Source organism: Novosphingobium olei (assembly GCF_012927405.1).
Taxonomy (GTDB): Bacteria; Pseudomonadota; Alphaproteobacteria; order Sphingomonadales; family Sphingomonadaceae; genus Novosphingobium; species Novosphingobium olei.
In genome coordinates, this window is the sequence record NZ_JABBGM010000002.1 from 163,328 (window position 1) to 176,795 (window position 13,468).

13 protein-coding genes and 1 other RNA gene are annotated in these 13,468 nt (G+C 65.9%); 7 read left to right on the plus strand and 7 right to left on the minus strand.

Annotated elements, in window-relative coordinates; all coding sequences use genetic code 11:
* Positions 1 to 48: 48 nt before the first annotated feature.
* Positions 49 to 261, plus strand: a complete 213-nt coding sequence (locus HHL27_RS04800) for a hypothetical protein (RefSeq protein ID WP_169492256.1) — start codon at positions 49 to 51, stop codon at positions 259 to 261.
* A 10-nt stretch (positions 262 to 271) separates the two neighbouring features.
* Here the strand turns inward: HHL27_RS04800 and HHL27_RS04805 are convergent, their stop codons facing one another.
* Positions 272 to 1,765: an amidase gene (locus HHL27_RS04805; RefSeq protein ID WP_169492257.1), complete on the minus strand. Its 1,494-nt coding sequence runs from the start codon at positions 1,763 to 1,765 to the stop codon at positions 272 to 274.
* Between the two features lie 194 nt (positions 1,766 to 1,959).
* On the opposite strand from HHL27_RS04805, the gene clpP reads away from it, so the two are divergent.
* Both clpP and clpX read left to right on the plus strand, forming a co-directional pair.
* A complete protein-coding gene (clpP, locus tag HHL27_RS04810) occupies positions 1,960 to 2,655 on the plus strand; it encodes an ATP-dependent Clp endopeptidase proteolytic subunit ClpP (protein WP_169492258.1) in 696 nt (231 codons plus the stop codon).
* A 148-nt stretch (positions 2,656 to 2,803) separates the two neighbouring features.
* A complete protein-coding gene (clpX, locus tag HHL27_RS04815; protein ID WP_169492259.1) occupies positions 2,804 to 4,060 on the plus strand; it encodes an ATP-dependent Clp protease ATP-binding subunit ClpX in 1,257 nt (418 codons plus the stop codon).
* Between the two features lie 96 nt (positions 4,061 to 4,156).
* On the opposite strand, the gene HHL27_RS04820 is transcribed toward clpX, so the two are convergent.
* From HHL27_RS04820 to HHL27_RS04845, 6 genes are all read right to left on the minus strand, one after another.
* Complete coding sequence (locus HHL27_RS04820) at positions 4,157 to 4,753, minus strand: fasciclin domain-containing protein (RefSeq protein WP_169492260.1); 597 nt, start codon at positions 4,751 to 4,753, stop codon at positions 4,157 to 4,159.
* A 186-nt stretch (positions 4,754 to 4,939) separates the two neighbouring features.
* Positions 4,940 to 5,914: a cation diffusion facilitator family transporter gene (locus HHL27_RS04825; protein ID WP_169492261.1), complete on the minus strand. Its 975-nt coding sequence runs from the start codon at positions 5,912 to 5,914 to the stop codon at positions 4,940 to 4,942.
* Between the two features lie 45 nt (positions 5,915 to 5,959).
* Positions 5,960 to 6,378: RNase P RNA component class A (rnpB, locus tag HHL27_RS04830), an RNA gene on the minus strand.
* A 9-nt stretch (positions 6,379 to 6,387) separates the two neighbouring features.
* The gene (locus tag HHL27_RS04835; protein WP_169492262.1) at positions 6,388 to 7,092 is read right to left on the minus strand and encodes an N-acetylmuramoyl-L-alanine amidase; all 705 of its coding nucleotides are present in this window, start codon (positions 7,090 to 7,092) and stop codon (positions 6,388 to 6,390) included.
* A gap of 22 nt (positions 7,093 to 7,114) precedes the next feature.
* Entirely contained in the window at positions 7,115 to 7,759 is a 645-nt protein-coding gene (locus HHL27_RS04840; RefSeq protein ID WP_169492263.1) for a histidine phosphotransferase family protein, read from the minus strand.
* Between the two features lie 159 nt (positions 7,760 to 7,918).
* Positions 7,919 to 8,311 carry a M67 family metallopeptidase gene (locus HHL27_RS04845; protein WP_338114821.1) on the minus strand — a complete coding sequence of 131 codons (393 nt, stop codon included), beginning with the start codon at positions 8,309 to 8,311 and terminating at the stop codon, positions 7,919 to 7,921.
* A 183-nt stretch (positions 8,312 to 8,494) separates the two neighbouring features.
* On the opposite strand from HHL27_RS04845, the gene HHL27_RS04850 reads away from it, so the two are divergent.
* The 4 genes from HHL27_RS04850 to rpoH all read left to right on the plus strand — a co-directional run bounded on the left by HHL27_RS04850 (position 8,495) and on the right by rpoH (position 13,458).
* Positions 8,495 to 10,243: a methyl-accepting chemotaxis protein gene (locus HHL27_RS04850; protein ID WP_169492265.1), complete on the plus strand. Its 1,749-nt coding sequence runs from the start codon at positions 8,495 to 8,497 to the stop codon at positions 10,241 to 10,243.
* Complete coding sequence (locus HHL27_RS04855) at positions 10,240 to 11,406, plus strand: carbohydrate porin (RefSeq protein ID WP_169492266.1); 1,167 nt, start codon at positions 10,240 to 10,242, stop codon at positions 11,404 to 11,406. The genes HHL27_RS04850 and HHL27_RS04855 overlap by 4 nt, the downstream gene beginning before the upstream one ends.
* A gap of 69 nt (positions 11,407 to 11,475) precedes the next feature.
* The gene (locus HHL27_RS04860; RefSeq protein WP_169492267.1) at positions 11,476 to 12,453 is read left to right on the plus strand and encodes an RluA family pseudouridine synthase; all 978 of its coding nucleotides are present in this window, start codon (positions 11,476 to 11,478) and stop codon (positions 12,451 to 12,453) included.
* Positions 12,454 to 12,555: 102 nt separating this feature from the next.
* A complete protein-coding gene (rpoH, locus tag HHL27_RS04865; protein ID WP_169492268.1) occupies positions 12,556 to 13,458 on the plus strand; it encodes an RNA polymerase sigma factor RpoH in 903 nt (300 codons plus the stop codon).
* Positions 13,459 to 13,468: the final 10 nt, after the last annotated feature.

The following is a 13,468-nucleotide window of genomic DNA, read 5'->3' on the forward strand; positions in this document are numbered from 1 at the left end:
CCTTTTGCTTTGCCCGATGGCCCGTGTCGCGGGGGTAGGGGGAGCGGAGTGAAGCAGCCAGCCGCGCGCGCCAACCGGCTCGATCGTGTCCTGCTAGGCGCCAGCTTCGTCGCTGCGGTTTCCTTCGTCGCCTGGCGGACGGGGCGCGGCTACGGGCTCGACAACGATACTTACGCCATGCTCGCCACGTGGCAGGAAATGGTGCACCACGGCCGCTACGTCGCCTCGCGCTACACCGGCTACATCGATCCGCTGCCCTAGCGGCGTGGCATCATTCTCCCCTGCGCTTGAGCGAAGGTGTGGCCAGCGGCGCAGTGCGTGCGCGCTCGTAGGCGGCGCCGGCTTCGAGCACGCGCTTGTCGTCCCACGCTGCGCCGATCAGGCTGAGCCCCACTGGCAGGCCTTCAACCGCCCCCATCGGCACGCTGAGGTGCGGATAGCCTGCGATCGCCGCCAGCGAACCCGCGCCGATGCCGGACAGCCCGTGCGATTCGGTCACCATGTCGATCGGCCAGGCGGGCCCTTCCGTCGGCGCCACCAGCAGGTCGACCTTGTTTTCGCGCAGCAGGCGGTCGATGCCCTCGGGCCCTGCCAGCCGCAGCGAGTTGGCGCGCGCCTGCTCATAGGCGGCGCGATCGGTCGTCTTGTCGGCGAGCTCGAACGTTTCCTGCCCGAACCAGCGCAGTTCGGTGTCGGCATGCGCGCGGTTGAAGGCAATCACGTCGGCAAGGCTGCGCACCGGCGGCGTGCCCGGCAGGCCGGCAAGGTACGCGCCAAGGTCGGCGCGCAGTTCATAAAGCAAGACGGTGAATTCGTCGCGGAACATCGTCTCGTCGGGCTTGTAGGCGATCTCCACGATCTCGGCGCCGCCGCGCTTCAGGTCCGCCAGCGCCTGGTCGAACAGCGCGAGCACCTTGGCGTTCGACCCTACCTGCTGCCGCAGCACGCCGATCCGCTTGCCCTTGAGCGTCGCGGTATCGAGCCCTGCGGCAAAGTCGCCTCGGTGCGCATCGGCGGGGGCCGTCGCGGCATCGGCGGGATCGGTTCCCGCCATCGCGGTCAGCAGCAGCGCCGCATCGTGCACGCTGTTGGCCATCGGACCCGGAGTGTCCTGGCTGTGGCTGATCGGCACGACATGGGTGCGGCTCACCAGCCCGACCGTCGGCTTGAAGCCGACAATTCCGGCAACACTCGCTGGGCAGGTGACAGATCCATCGGTTTCGGTGCCGATTGCCGCCCAGGCAAGGCCCGCTGCCACCGCTGCCCCGCTGCCCGAGGACGAACCGCAAGGGCTGCGGTCGATGGCGTGGGGATTGTGCGTCTGCCCGCCCACCGCGCTCCAGCCGGAAACGGAATGGTCCGAACGGATGTTGGCCCATTCCGACAAATTGGTCTTGCCCAGGATCACCACGCCGCTTGCCCGCAGCCGTGCCACCAGCGGCGCATCGCGGCCGGTCACGTTGTCCTTCAGCGCAAGGCTTCCCGCCGTGGTCGGCATCGGGTCTCGCGTTTCGATATTGTCCTTGATCAGCACGGCGCGCCCGGCGAGCGGCCCCTTGCGCTTGCGCGCGGCGGCCTCCTGCGCCTCTGCGTCAGGGTTCAGCGCGATCACCGCGCCCAGCATCGGCCCGGCATCGTCGATCGCGGCAATGCGGGCGCGATAGTCGGCCACGCCGGGTTCAGCCAGCGCGGGGAGGGCGCCTGCGCCGGCAAGCGCAGCGCCAAGCGGCAGGGCAAGCAGGGTGGATTTCAGGCGGGCTGTCATCGCGCAGGCGTCCCCTCGGGTTTGCTCTTCGCCGCGAAGCTGCGTCGGCAGCGCGGTGAGGGCAAGCAGCGGCGCTAAAAAGGGTGCTGCCCGTTAGTGTCGGCATCAGGGTTTGCGCCGATGTTGGGTTAACGCCCTTGAACATCGCGCCGGGGCACGCGACATAGGCCCTCGCAAATCACATGAGGAACATCATGCTCGACCTGTTCGGCGCCACTGGCGCTCAAGGAAAGTTCACCACCGACCCCATCACCGGCGCTCTCATCCCGGTCGTGGTCGAACAGTCGAGCCGCGGCGAGCGCAGCTTCGACATCTATTCGCGCCTGCTGCGCGAACGCATCATCTTCGTGACCGGCGAGGTCGAGGACCACATGGCCTCGGTGATCATCGCCCAGTTGCTGTTCCTCGAATCGGAGAACCCGTCGAAGGACATCTCGATGTACATCAACTCGCCGGGTGGCGTGGTGACCGCGGGTCTCGCGATCTACGACACCATGCAGTACATCCGCCCGCGCGTTTCCACCGTGTGCATCGGCCAGGCCGCCTCGATGGGTTCGTTCCTGCTTGCAGCGGGTGAGCCGGGCATGCGCATCGCGCTGCCGAATGCGCGCATCATGATCCACCAGCCTTCGGGCGGTGCGCGCGGCATGGCCTCGGACATCGAGATCCAGGCGCGAGAGATCCTGCGCATCCGCAAGCGGATGAACGACCTCTACGTCAAGTTCACCGGTCGCACGCTCGATGAAATCGAGAAGGCGATGGACCGCGACACTTTCCTCGAGGCAGAGGAAGCCCGTGCGTTCGGTCTGGTGGACAAGGTCTTCGAGTCGCGTCCCGCAACGGATCAGACCGGCGTCGAAGAAGGTTCGGGCGGCGCGCCGACGCCCTGATGAATGCTTTTTCCACGGTACCTTAAGCCGAAAGCAAGGTACCGTGGGATAAGCCGGTTTACCTGTTTTCGTGTCCGGTTGATTAATGCCCTTGGGGTAGTAGGATGATCGGGCCCGCCTCTCGTGGAGAGGCGCCTGGGATTGAAGAATGACCAAGCTTTCCGGATCGGATACCAAGAGCACCCTCTACTGCAGCTTCTGCGGAAAATCGCAGCATGAGGTGCGCAAGCTGATTGCCGGGCCGACCGTGTTCATCTGCGATGAATGCGTCGAACTGTGCAACGACATCATCCGCGAGGAAACCAAGGCAGGCATCGCCGGCAAGAAGGACGGCGGCGTCCCCACCCCGCGTGACATCTTCGAGACGCTGAATGATTACGTGATCGGCCAGGACCGCGCCAAGCGCGTGCTCTCGGTGGCGGTCCACAATCACTACAAGCGCCTGAAGCACAGCGGCAAGGGCGGCGACGTCGAACTGTCGAAGAGCAACATCCTGCTCGTCGGCCCGACCGGTTCGGGCAAGACGCTGCTCGCCCAGACGCTGGCGAAGACCTTCGACGTGCCGTTCACCATGGCCGATGCCACCACGCTGACCGAAGCAGGCTACGTCGGTGAAGACGTCGAAAACATCATCCTCAAGCTGCTGCAGGCCAGCGACTACAATGTCGAAAAGGCGCAGCACGGCATCGTCTACATCGACGAGATCGACAAGATCAGCCGCAAGGCCGAAAACCCGTCGATCACGCGCGACGTGTCGGGCGAAGGCGTGCAGCAGGCATTGCTCAAGCTGATGGAAGGCACCACCGCCTCCGTCCCGCCGCAGGGTGGCCGCAAGCATCCGCAACAGGAATTCCTGCAGGTGGACACCACCAACATCCTGTTCATCTGCGGCGGCGCGTTCGCGGGGCTCGAAAAGATCATCGCTGACCGTCTGCAGAAGCGTTCGATCGGCTTCGGCGCGCACGTTGCCGATCCGGACAAGCGCAAGGTGGGCGAACTGCTGCAAAAGGCTGAGCCGGAAGACCTGCTCAAGTTCGGCCTGATCCCTGAATTCGTCGGCCGTCTGCCGGTAATCGCCACGCTCAACGACCTCGATATCGAGGCGCTGGTGAAGATCCTGCGCGAACCCAAGAACGCGCTGGTCAAGCAGTATGCCAAGCTGTTCGAGCTCGAAGACGTCGCACTGACCTTCACCGAGGATGCGCTCGAGGCGATCGCCAAGAAGGCCATCGAACGCAAGACCGGCGCGCGCGGGCTTCGCTCGATCGTCGAAGGCCTGCTGCTCGACACGATGTTCGACGTGCCGACCGAAAGCGACATCGCCGAAGTCGTCGTCGACAAGGATGTCGTCGAAGGCCGCAAGGAGCCGGTGCGCGTGCTCAAGGGCAAGGAGGCCGCTGCCTGATCGGCAGCGCGGCTACAGCACCCGTCCAGAATGCATGAAGGGCTGGCTTCCGCAAGGAAGCCAGCCCTTCTGCTTGATGCGATCGTCGCGCTCGGATCAGTTAGGGAGCGAAACCGCGTCGGTCACGTGGATCACGCCGTTCTTCTGGAACACATCGGCCTGCGTGACGGTGGCGGTGCCGCCCTTTTCATCGGTCAGCACAACCTTGCCGCCAACCACTGCCGCCGTCAGCACACCACCGGAAACCGTGGTCAGCTTGGTGCTGCCGCCGTCGGCCTTGATCTTGGCAATAAGCTGTTCGGCCGAAACGCGACCCGGGACGACGTGATAGGTGAGGATTTTGGTCAGGGTGGCCTTGTTCTCGGGCTTCAGCAGCGTGTCGACCGTTCCCGCCGGCAACTTGGCGAAGGCGGCATTGGTGGGGGCGAAGACAGTGAACGGACCAGGGCCGTTCAGCGTGTCGACCAGACCGGCTGCCTTCACCGCCGCAACCAGCGTGGTGTGATCGGCAGAATTGACCGCGTTCTCCACGATCGTGCGGCTGGGCAGCATGGCGGCGCCGCCGACCATTACCGATGCATGGGCGGCGTGACCGGAATGCGTGCTGGCAAGCGCGGGTGCCGACGCAAGGCTGCCGGCGGCAAGAGTAGTGGCAAGCGCCAGACCGGCGGTGCGAAGGGGGAAGCGGATCATCGTGGTCTCTCCTCGTGTGGCGGGAAGAGACGCGGCAGATCAGGGGTACGGAGCACGCAGGCGGCGAGGGGATAGCCGGCACGCGACCGCAGATCCACGATCCGCATCGCCCCTTCCCGCACTGGCAAGTAGGGACGATCCGTCAGCTAACGACCTGTCCCGAAGGGAAATTCGCGCGGGCGAACGTCAGACCACTTCTTCGCGGTGAAGGCGGCAGGCGTGGCTTTCCTCGGCCACTTCGATCTGCACCGTGGTATGGCCGATGCCGAAGTAGTGCTCCAGTTCTTCGGCCAGTTCATGCAGGAACGCATCGCCAGGGTGCCCGGCCGGCATGACGAGATGCGCCGTCAGCGCGGTTTCGGTCGTGCTCATCGGCCAGATGTGCAGGTCGTGCACGGCGGTCACGCCCGCTTGCGCGGCCAGGAACGTGCGCACCTTGCTCTCGTCGATGCCGGCGGGGACGCCAAGCAAGCCCATCTTGACCGAATCCTTCAGCAGCCCCCAGGTGCCGCGCGCGATCACTGCCACGATGACGAGGCTGGTGACCGGATCGATCCACGTCGCCCCGGTCAGCATGATGGCAAGGCCCGCAAGCACGACCCCGGCGCTGACTGCGGCGTCGGCCACCATGTGCAGATAGGCGCCGCGCACGTTGATGTCGTGGTGCCGGCCGCGCATGAACATCAGCGCCGTGGCCATGTTGATGGCGATGCCGATCGCCGCCACGACCATCACCGGCCCTGCCTGGATCGGTTGCGGATCGAACAGGCGGCGCAGCGTCTCCACCGTGATCGCGCCGAGCGCGACGAGCAGCAGCGACGCATTGCCCAGCGCGGCGAGGATCGAGCTCGACTTGAAGCCCCAGGTGAAACGTGCCGAAGGCGGCCGCTTGGCGAGCACGCTGGCACCCCACGCGATCAGCAGGCCGAGCACGTCGGACAGGTTGTGTCCCGCATCGGCGACCAGCGCCATCGATCCCGACAGGATGCCGTACACCGCTTCAACCACCACGAACCCGGTGTTGAGCACGACGCCGATGGCAAAGGCCCGGCCGAAATCGGCCGGCGCATGGGAGTGCCCGTGCCCGTGCGAGTGCCCGTGCGAGTGGCCGTGGCCATGATCATGGCCGTGATGATGATGATGCGCGTGCGAACCGGACATGGGTGGACCCCTAGCGGTTTGATGCGGCTTGGAAAATGCCCTTGGTGCGCCAGGGGGCCTGTAAGCCGGGTTCTGTAGCGCCGACGGTATGCGATTGAGCGCACCGTATCGCCGCTGGCAGCCATTCCTCTAGGCAGGCCGTTGCCGGACTGCTCAAGCAATCAACCCGGACCGCTGGCCCGAAACTGGCCTGCCTCGCGCAAACGAGGCGCGCGGTCCCTATTCGATCTTGCTCCGGGTGGGGTTTGCCGTGCCGCTTCCGTTGCCGGTCGCGCGGTGCGCTCTTGCCGCACCCTTTCACCCTTACCCCTTCGAGAAGGGGCGGTCTGCTCTCTGTGGCACTTTCCCTTGACCGTCGGCTGACGCTTCCGGCCCGGCGGGTGTTACCCGCCACCCTTGTTTCGTGGAGCCCGGACTTTCCTCGGCATCAGACGAACTGACGACGCGGCTGCCCGGCCCCCCGGCGCGAGGGGTCACCTAGCATGCCCCATATCGCGTTCCAACAGCAGTTCGAACAACAGCGCGCCCAGTTGCCCGTCGATTTCGCCGGTAATGCGATGAGGGCGCCAGCGCCGCTCGAACGCGCGGACGGCGGCGGCGGGATCGCTAATGTCGTAACCGAAGCGTTCGAGCGCGAGGAAGAAGGCGCCGTCGTTGTCGAACAGCAGGCGCATCTTGAGCTTGGGCTTGGGCAGGGCGAGGCGCAGGCGGGCGAGCATGTCCCAATCGAACAGTTCGCCCGGATCGGTCTTGCGGGCAGGGGCGATGTCCGAATGGCCGACAACGTTGGCACGAGGGACGTTGTGGCGCTTGACGATATCGGCCAGCAGCGGGGCGAGCGCTTCCATCTGCGCATCGGGGAAGGGGCGGTAGCCCCATTCGTGTCCCGGGTTGACGAGCTCGATCCCGACGCTGGCCGAGTTCACGTCGGTCACCCCGCGCCAGTAGGAGCGCCCCGCATGCCAGGCGCGCTTTTCTTCGGGGACGAGGCGGGTGACGGTGCCGTCCTCGTCAATCATGTAGTGCGCGCTGACTTCGGCAGCGGGGTCGCACATCCGCTCCAGCGCTTCCGCCGCGCTCTGCATGCCGGTGTAGTGGAGCACCACCATCGTCACGGGCAGCTTGCGCTCGTTCCAGTTGGGCGAGGCGACGTCCCGGTGGATCAGCCAGCGGTTCATGGCCAGCGGCTCAGCGGGCCAGTCAGGCCGCCGCCGGGAGCACCGCGCCGAGCACCAGCGCTTCTGCCGTGGCGTGGACCTGCACGCCGCCGCCAAGCTGTGCGGCGATGAGCTGGACCATCGCGGCCGGCGCGGTCTTGCTGGACAGACCGCCTTCGCCCTGCCGTCCTTCCAGCGCTTCGCCGATGGTCGGATCGAAGGCGACCCGGGTGCCGCTGGCGCGGACCACGATCTCGGTCGCTTCGGCCCCGGCTTCGGCACCGATATCGAGCTGCCCGCCGCGCACCAGCGCATCGATGCCGATCAGCGCAAGGTTGAGCAGGATCTTGATCGCGCTTTTGGGCAGGCTGTCGCTGCCGAGCACCCAGTTGACCGCGATGCGCCCGTTGTTGCCGACGAGTGCATTGACCAGGCTTTGCGCTTCGGACAGCGGGACCATGTCGCCAAAGCCGCCGGCGGCGCCGAAGGCGAGGCGGAAGAAGCGCAGCTTGTCGGCAGAAATGCGCGCGCTTTGTTCGAGCAGTTCGAAGCACTTCTCGCGCATCGCCGGGTCCTTTTCCTCGGCCAGCAGTTCGAGACCGTTGGTGAGCGCACCCACCGGGCTCAACAGGTCATGGCACAGCCGCGAGCAGAGCAGGCTGGCGAGATCGAGCGAGGCAGTGGTCATGAGCGGGTTTCGCATCCTGTCGGGAAGGGGGCTGGAAAGGAGGGGGTTGACGGGGTTGACACGGTCCTGAGAGAAAAATCGCGCAGGGCAATTTCATGCAAAATCCGGGTGATAGCCGAATGATGCAGAAATGGGCGGAGGACCGTCATGCGGCTCGCCTTACCCATCTGCGACCTCGTAGGAAAGAGGGGCGAACCCCGAGGCGGCATCGCGCCAGAGCGTCACGCTCCCACCTGCTGCAATAGCCCAGATCCGCCCGTCCCGCGCGGCATCGGCGGCATCGCGGGACGATGGACGGGCAAGGCCGTTGGGATGCGAATGATAATAGCCGAGCAATTGGGCCTGCTGGTCCGTTCGCGCTTTGCGATGGGCCGCGATCAAGGCCGCCGGATCGATTTCGAAATGGTGTGCAGGGTCTGCCGCGACGTTGGCGGTGGCAGCGGCCTCGACAATTCGTTCGCCTGATCCGAGCAGCAGGCCACAGCATTCGTCGGGGTGGGCCCTTGCCGCCGCATCGAGGATCGCGGCGTGGGCCGAAGCTGTCAACGTCACCGGCACGGCAACGAGTTTGATCGCAAAGCCATTCTCGCACAACCCTCGACTGCACGGTAATGGCGCATCGCGGGCTCAGCTGAGTGGTCCTACATAAGGCCCGGATTCCCGATATTACCCATTGTGCGGCATGACACCTTCGGACCCGCCCCGAAATTTTCGGGGAGCGTGCGGAGAAGAACCGTGCTGCGCAACAAGACCATCATCGCCAAAGTCTGGATCGGATGCATCATTCTGGCGGTCGCTGCGGTCGTGTCGACCACGATCAGCCTGATCGGGATGAGCCGACAGCAGGAAGCCATGCACGCCATTGCCGGCGCGACCGATCTGCTGCGCAATCACATGGAGGCCGACATGGGCCACGATGCGATCCGTGGCGAAGTCGTCAGCATCGTCGCATCGCGCCAGACAGGCGCGATCGATGGCGCCGCCGCAGCGAGCGAACTGCGCACCCGCATCGACGACTTTGCCCAGCACATGGCGACAACCGCCAAGGCGGCCGACGCGCCCGGCGTGGCCAAGGCCCGCGCCAGCGCAGACGCGGCATTTCGCGCCTATGTCGATATCGCCCGCCAGATTGCCGACGAGGCGGCCGCAGGGCGCGTGCCAGACGATGCGAAACTGCGCCATTTCCAGCAGCTTTTCGAGGAGCTGGAAGGGGAAATGGCCAAGGTATCGGATGCGGTGCAGGCCCACGTTGCGGAGACTTCGGGCGACGCTGATGCCATTGCCGGGCAGGCACGATGGATGACCATCGCCAGCCTGCTCATCATTCTGCTCGCGCTTGCAGGCGTTGCCCGCACCGGCCGTCGATTCCTGATCGATCCGATCCTGAGTCTGGCTGCGCGGGTACGCGAACTGGCGGACGGGAAGCTTGACGTGATGGTGAGCGGCGATGGCCGCAGCGACGAGATCGGCGACCTTGCGCGATCGGTCTGCGACCTGCGCGACGGTCTTGCCGAAGCGAAGGCGGAAACCGCACGCCAGGCGGACACGATCATCGCCTCGATCGGCACCGGCCTTAGCGAGCTTGCATCGGGCAACATCGCCTATCGCATCGAACAGCCGCTTGCCGGCCGCTTCGAGAAGCTGCGCAGCGATTTCAATGGCGCGCTTGGCGAGCTGGGCGCCGTGCTGGCAGGCATGCAGAGTTCGACCGAACACCTTCATGCGGTTGCGCGCGACATCGGCGGTGCGGCCGGGGACCTGTCCAACCGCAACGCCAACCAGGCGGCGAGCCTGGAGGAGACCGCCGCGGCCATCGCCAGCCTGGCCCAGCGGGTGGCGGGATCGACCGACGCAGTTTCTACCGCACGCCATGCCGTGGACAGCGTGGGCACGGAGATGAGCCGGGGCGGGGAAGTGATCCAGGATGCCGAAGCGGCCATGGACAGGATCGAGCTGGCATCGCAGCAGATAGGCAGCATCGTCAGCGTGATCGATGGCATCGCCTTCCAGACCAACCTGCTTGCGCTCAACGCCGGGGTCGAGGCGGCGCGCGCAGGCGAACAGGGCAAGGGTTTTGCCGTGGTCGCCAGCGAGGTCCGCGCGCTTGCCCTGCGTAGCGCCGATGCCGCGCGCGAGATCAAGCAATTGATCGAGAATTCGTCGCAGGAAATCGGCGAAGGCGTGCGCTTGGTGCGCGATGCGGGCGCCAGCCTGCGCGCGATTACCGAGCAGATGAGCGAGATCAACCGGATGATGGAAGTGGTCGAGGCCGGTGCCAGCGAGCAGAACGCCTCGCTCGCCTCGATCGACGCGACGTCGAAGCAGATCGAGAAGATCACGCAGAGCAATGCCGCCGTGGCCGACCAGGTGAGCAAGGCCAGCCGCGATGTCGTCGCCTCGATCGGGGAAGTCGTCCAGCAGCTCGACCGTTTCGTGATCGCCCGGACCCAGAACCGCGCGCCGAGCTTCGGGCTCGCGGCGTGAAGCTGCGCCGCGCCCCGATTGCGGCCAGTGCCATGCTGGCGTGCTTGGCGCTGGCAACGCCGTTGCGCGCGGCGGACAAGCCGGTGGAACTGGGCGCGGAGGTCACCGTCGATGTCGTCGGAGTGGCCAAGGGCGGAGCCGATCATCGCGCACGGGTGCTCTCGAACGTGGACCTTACCGCCGCGCTCGACCTTGAAGCACTTGCGGGATGGTCGGGCGCGCGCGCCTTCGTCTACGTGCTCGACAACCATGGCCTGCGACCCAACGATGCGGCGGGCAAGCTGGAAGGCGTGAACAACATCGAGGTGCCCAAGGCGGGGACGCGGCTTTTCGAGGCGTGGGTGGAACAGGACCTGGGCCGCGGGGCAAGCCTGCGCGTGGGGCTCTATGACCTGAACAGCGAATTCTATGCGACGGATTCCTCTGCCGTGCTCATGGCGCCGCCGTTCGGCATCGGTTCGGAGTTTGCCGCGACCGGTCGCAACGGTCCGTCGATCTTCCCCTGCTCGGCGCTGGCCGCGCGGCTTTATGTGCCCGTGGGGGACGACGATGCGTTTATCCGGTTTGCCGTGCTGGGCGCCAAGGCCCAGACGCTGGGCGATCCGGGGGGCATTGATCTGCAGTTTGGCGACGGCCTGCTGTTCGTGGGCGAAGTGGGCGAAGCCAAGGGCAGCACGCGGCTGACGCTGGGAGGCTGGGGCTATTCGCGCGGTTCGCTCAACGCCTACCTCATCGGGCCCGATGGCGAGCCTGTGCGCAAGCCTTCGTTCGGCGCCTATGCGATGTTCGAACACGACTTGCTGGCGCGCGACGACCGCAAGCTGACCGCCTTCGTGAGGGCGGGGCTGAGCAACAAGGACGCGGCGCCATTTCGCGGCGCGCTGCAGACCGGCGTGCTGCTCGCACCGGCGCTGGCGGGGCGGCCCGACAGCCTGTTTTCCGTGGGCTTTCACCAATCCTGGACCAGTCGCTCTTTCCGCGCGGCGGGCCGCGCAAATGGCATGATCCCGGCCAACGAGCAGGGGATCGAGGTGACGTATGCGGACAAGATCCTGCCGTGGCTTGCGCTGCAGCCCGACGTGCAGTGGGTGCGCCATCCGGGCGGCGACGAACGGGCGCCTGCGGGCGTGATCCTGAGCCTGCGGACGACGGCGAGCTTCTGATTTGAAGTGCCGGGCAAGGGCGCCGCAGCGGCTCTTGTTGGAATTGAAACGATACCCATATGGCCGTGCATGGGGGGACATGACGCGATCATCGAAGGTGTGATTGCCCCCGGCGGCCAGCGGCTCGACCGGGCGCTGGCGGATTCCACCGGCCTTTCGCGCGAGAGGATCAAGGCGCTGATCGACGAGGGCCGGGTCGAGCTTGCCGGCAAGGCGGTGAAGCAGGCCTCGCTCAAGGCGGCAGAAGGAACCCCGTTTGCCGTGCGCGTGCCCGAAGCGGCCCCGGCCGAGGCGGTGGCGCAGGACATTCCGCTTAACGTGGTGTTCGAGGATGCGCACCTGATCGTGGTCGACAAGCCGGCCGGGCTGGTGGTGCATCCGGCGGCGGGCAATCCCGATGGCACGCTGGTCAATGCGCTGCTCCACCATTGCGCGGGCCAGCTTTCGGGGATCGGCGGGGTGGCGCGCCCGGGCATCGTCCACCGGATCGACAAGGATACCTCGGGCCTGCTGGTTGTGGCCAAGAGCGACGCGGCGCACGAAGGGCTGGCAAAGCAGTTCGCCGACCATTCGATCAGGCGCGTCTACAAGGCGGTGACCGCGGGCGTGCCGATGCCGCCGGCCGGCACCGTGCGCGGCGCGATCGGCCGATCGAACCACGATCGCAAGAAGATGGCGCTGGTAGAAGAGGGGCGCGGCAAGCACGCGGTGACGCATTATCGCACGCTGGAGCCGCTCGACGGGGCGGCGCTGGTCGAATGCCGGCTGGAGACCGGGCGGACCCACCAGGTGCGCGTTCACCTTGCATCAATCGGTCATGCCCTATTGGGAGATCCTGTCTATGGACGACCTCCGGCACGCATCAGACCCATTCTCCAGCGACTCGGCTTCAGCCGCCAGGCGCTGCACGCGGCCGAGCTCGGGTTTCTCCACCCGATCAGCGCGGAGCCGCTTCATTTCGCCAGCTCGACGCCCGTCGACATGCGGGAACTCATCGTCGAACTATGCGCTCAAGAACAGGGTGCGCGGCTTATGGCGAAGCTGTAGTGTAGGGTTTCTGCCCGAGTAGATTCCATGTGTGGCCCCACCGCCCGACGCCCAGTAGGGGTTAGGTATCGGGGTACCGACGCGACGAAAGGAAGTGTTCAGGTGAGCGAACAGACCAAAGCGGCCAGCGTCCCCGCGCTTAACGGGGAAGCCAGCCTCAACCGCTATCTATCCGAGATCCGCAAGTTTCCGGTGCTGACCGCAGAGCAGGAATACATGCTCGCCAAGCGTTACCAGGAACACCAGGATCCACAGGCCGCCGCGCAGCTGGTGACGAGCCACCTGCGGCTCGTGGCCAAAATCGCCATGGGCTATCGCGGCTATGGCCTGCCGGTCAGCGAGCTGATCAGCGAAGGCAACATCGGCCTGATGCAGGGTGTGAAGAAGTTCGAGCCCGACCGGGGCTTCCGCCTCGCCACCTACGCCATGTGGTGGATCAAGGCTTCGATGCAGGAATTCATCCTGCGCAGCTGGTCGCTGGTGAAGATGGGCACCACCGCCGCGCAGAAGAAGCTGTTCTTCAACCTTCGCCGGATGAAGAAGAACCTCGAGGCCTTCGAGGACACCGACCTGCATCCGGACGACGTGCGCAAGATCGCGACTGACCTCGGCGTGCCCGAGCAGGAAGTGATCAACATGAACCGGCGCATGATGATGGGCGGCGATGCTTCGCTGAACGTCTCGATGCGCGAGGACGGCGAAGGTTCGTGGCAGGACTGGCTGACCGACGATCGTCCGCTGCAGGACGAGACCGTGGCCGATGCCGAAGAGGCGCAGGTGCGGCACGAACTGCTGGTCGAGGCGATGGAAAGCCTCAACGATCGCGAGCGCCACATCCTGACCGACCGTCGCCTGATCGATGAGCCAAAGACGCTCGAGGAACTGAGCCAGGTCTACAACGTCAGCCGCGAGCGCGTTCGCCAGATCGAGGTGCGCGCGTTCGAGAAGCTGCAGAAGGCGATCCAGAAGATCGCCGGCGAGCGCAGGCTGCTGGTGGCGGGCTGAGGCCCTTCGC